The sequence below is a fragment of the Desulfobacula sp. genome (assembly GCF_021107415.1).
The window spans coordinates 1-3,347 of record NZ_JAIOSW010000260.1 but is presented as its reverse complement, the minus strand read 5'-3'; the positions used below and the strand labels follow the sequence as shown (position 1 = coordinate 3,347).

2 protein-coding genes are annotated in these 3,347 nt (G+C 42.5%); both read left to right on the top strand.

The genetic code is table 11. The annotated features are described in order from the left end of the window. On the top strand, positions 1–208 hold a 208-nt coding region (locus K8S13_RS13965), incomplete at its 5' end, for a tetratricopeptide repeat protein (protein WP_291463364.1). 21 nt (positions 209–229) lie between these two features. After that, a partial coding sequence (locus tag K8S13_RS13960) for a CHAT domain-containing protein (protein ID WP_291463363.1) occupies positions 230–3,347 on the top strand: 3,118 nt, incomplete at its 3' end.

The following is a 3,347-nucleotide window of genomic DNA, read 5'->3' as shown; positions in this document are numbered from 1 at the left end:
GGGGAACTTTGACCGAGCTATTGCTGACTACACGAAGGCGTTGGAAATAAACCCGGGATTACATGATACATACTACAATCGGGGAATAGCCTGGTCTGAAAAAGGGGATCTTCAACGAGCCATTGCTGACTGCAGAAAGGCACTTAGCTTAGATCCCGGTAACGAAAAATATCTAAGCGAAATATCTAAGTTGGAAAACAAAATCTAAACTTAAAAACGGGAATGTAAAATGCGCCGTACACAATTGGTATATATTACATATTTTATTCTTTTTTTAGCATTAAGCATTGGGGGGTGTTCGCAAGAAGATGAACTGAAAAAAGCAGATACGCTTTATTGGAAGATAACGAAGCTATGTAAACAGGGCCGCATTGCCGATGCTATCCCGATAGCTCAACAGCTTCTGTTAATAAAAGAAAAAATATTTGGTCCTGAGCATCCTGAGGTCGCTATCATTCTGAGAAATCTCGCAGGGCTTTATACATTCCTTGGAGATTATGACAAGGCCGAGCCTTTATTCCAAAGGGCACTTACCATAAGGAAGGAAACTCTTGATCCTGCAGATCCCCTGATAGCTCAAAGCATGAACGAACTTGTACGATTTTACGCAACCTCTGGAAAACACACCAGAGCGGAATCGATGCATCAGAAGGCTATAGCAATAAGGGAAAGAACTCTCGGCCACGAGCATCCTGATACGGCTTATTGTATGCACGACCTGGCAGGCATATATTTATCCCTTGGAAATAATGATATGGTGTTAACTTTACACCAGGGGGCTCTTGCCATGAGAAAAGAGGCTTATGGCCATGAGCATCCTCTGGTAGCTCAAAGCATGAACGAATTGGGATCGTTTTACTTGTGTCTTAGAGATTACTCCAAAGCAGAGCAGTTATTTAAAAATGCATTATCTATCAGCGAGAAATGTCTTGGCTCCGAAGACCCCTTAGTTGCTCAAAGTCTGAACAACCTGGCAAAAACTTATTCATCTCATGGAGATTATGCCAAAGCAAAACCCTTGCTTGAGAGATCCTTGGCTATAAGAAACACAACCTTTGGCCCAGAGCATCCCTTAGCTGCCGAAAGCCTGAATGATCTGGCAAGGCTTTATCACAGCATGGGTGATTATGCCAGGGTTGAGCCAATGTATAAAAGAGCTCTGGAAATACGCAAGAGGGCTTTTGGACCTGAACATCCTGCTGTTGCGAACAGCCTGAACGACCTGGCAGGGCTTTACATATTTTTAGGAGAATACGCCAGGGCGGAAAAATTCTACAAAAGGTCACTGGCGATATTTGAAAAATCCCTCGGCCCTGAGAATCTTTATGTAGCTGTAAGCTTGAACAATCTGGCAGATTTTTATGAAGGCATGGGTGATTATACTAAAAGTGAGCCGATGTACAAAAGATCGCTGTCGATATTGGAAAGCATTAACGGTATGGAGCATCCTAATATAGTACCGCCTTTAGATAATCTGGCCAATCTTTATATGTCCCTTGGAGAATATGCTAAGGCGGAGTCTTTATACTTGAGAGCGTTGGCCATATTAGAAAAAACACTTGGCCCTGAGCATCATGAGGTATCCATTCCTTTAAATAACCTGGCACTTCTTTATTGCAGGCTCGGAGATTACGCTAAAGCGGAACCCCTATACGAAAGAGCACTTATAATAAATAAAAAATTCTTTGGCTCTGAGCATACATCAATGACTCTTGGCCTGAACAACCTGGCAACAATGTATGCAGGTATGGGCAACTTTGAGAAAGCACATGATTTATATATACAAGCAGAAAGGATATCCGAAAAGCTTATCGATCAGGTGATGGGTTTTACTACAGAAAAACAAAAGATCGGGTTTCTTAACAATCAAAATTATAACCTGTATACCTTTCTCAGTCTGATAAACCAACATCTTGTCGAAAGTGCCAATGCGAGAAGAGACGCTCTAAACATCTGGCTCAAAAGAAAAGGGCTGGCGCTAAAGACTCAGAAGCGTTTCTGGGAGGCTTTAATTAAAACCGATGACTTGGAGGAAGTAAAGGTTTTTCAAGCACTTTCCCATGTCAGATTTCTGATATCAGAACTTGCCTTTGCCGGTCCAGGGAAAAAAGAATCAACTGAATATACCGAAAGAATTGCGGAACTGGAACAACAAAAGGATGAACTAGAGGCCAAGTTGTGCAAATTCAGTCAGGCTTACGCCACAGAACTGATGAAAAATAAGGCTGATTCAAAAAAAGTGGCTTGGTCCCTGCCGTCAGGATCAGTGCTGGTTGATTTCGCAAATGTACCAACATTCAACTTTCAGGCCAAAGATCGGCAAAACCTTTGGTATCCATCACACTATATTGCTTTCATGCTTCATGCTGGAGAACCGGATAATATTAAGATTATAGACCTCGGGGAGGCAAGTATTATAGATAAAACCATAACCGCTTTTAAGAAATCTATTGATAATCCAACTAACGGACTTAAAACCACGCAATTATCCCAAAAACTTTTTACCCTTGTATTCGAGCCTCTTCGAAAGCAACTGGGTTTATCGAAAAAAATATTCATCGCCCCTGATGGAAACCTGAACCTGATTCCATTTGAAATCTTTCAAGGACCTGATGGCCGTTATCTTATCGAGGACTATACGTTCAATTACATTGCAGCGGGACGGGATATGATAGGCTTTGGAAAAACACCATCAAAAAGCGGTAAATCAGTAATAATCGGTGGCCCAGATTACGATTTAAATTCAAATGAAAGGCAACAGGTAACAACTCAAAATGCACCCGGAACCTCAAGTATTGCTTCTTTTACTCAATTTTCAGATATGCGCGGATTTCACTTCGACCCATTACCCGGTTCCCAAGAGGAAGTCAAAGCCATTCAAAAGCTTTTAGGACAGGACAGTGCGCTCCTTTATACAGGCAGACAGGCTACAGAGGAAGTTCTGATGCAATGTGATAGTCCAAAATTTCTCCACCTGTCCACACATGGCTTTTTCCTGGAAGATCAGGTTTCCCGCACTTCGTTAAACGGTTTCCCTGCAAATAATTTTCCGTCTTTGCCGGATAGATCCAAACCTGTTGGAATTCAAAATCCCCTCCTTAGATCAGGCATAGCTTTAGCCGGTGCCAATCGAGCATTTACGACCGCGGGACAATCAAGCGGCATTGTTACCGCAGAGAAAATCCTGGGACTTAAGCTCTGGGGTACTGACATGGTTGTGCTTTCAGCCTGCAATACCGGTTTAGGAGAAATAAAGTCAGGAGAAGGTGTGTTTGGTCTGCGGCGCGTATTTACCCATGTCGGGGCTAAAAGCATTGTAATGAGTATGTGGTCTGTACCGGATCGTG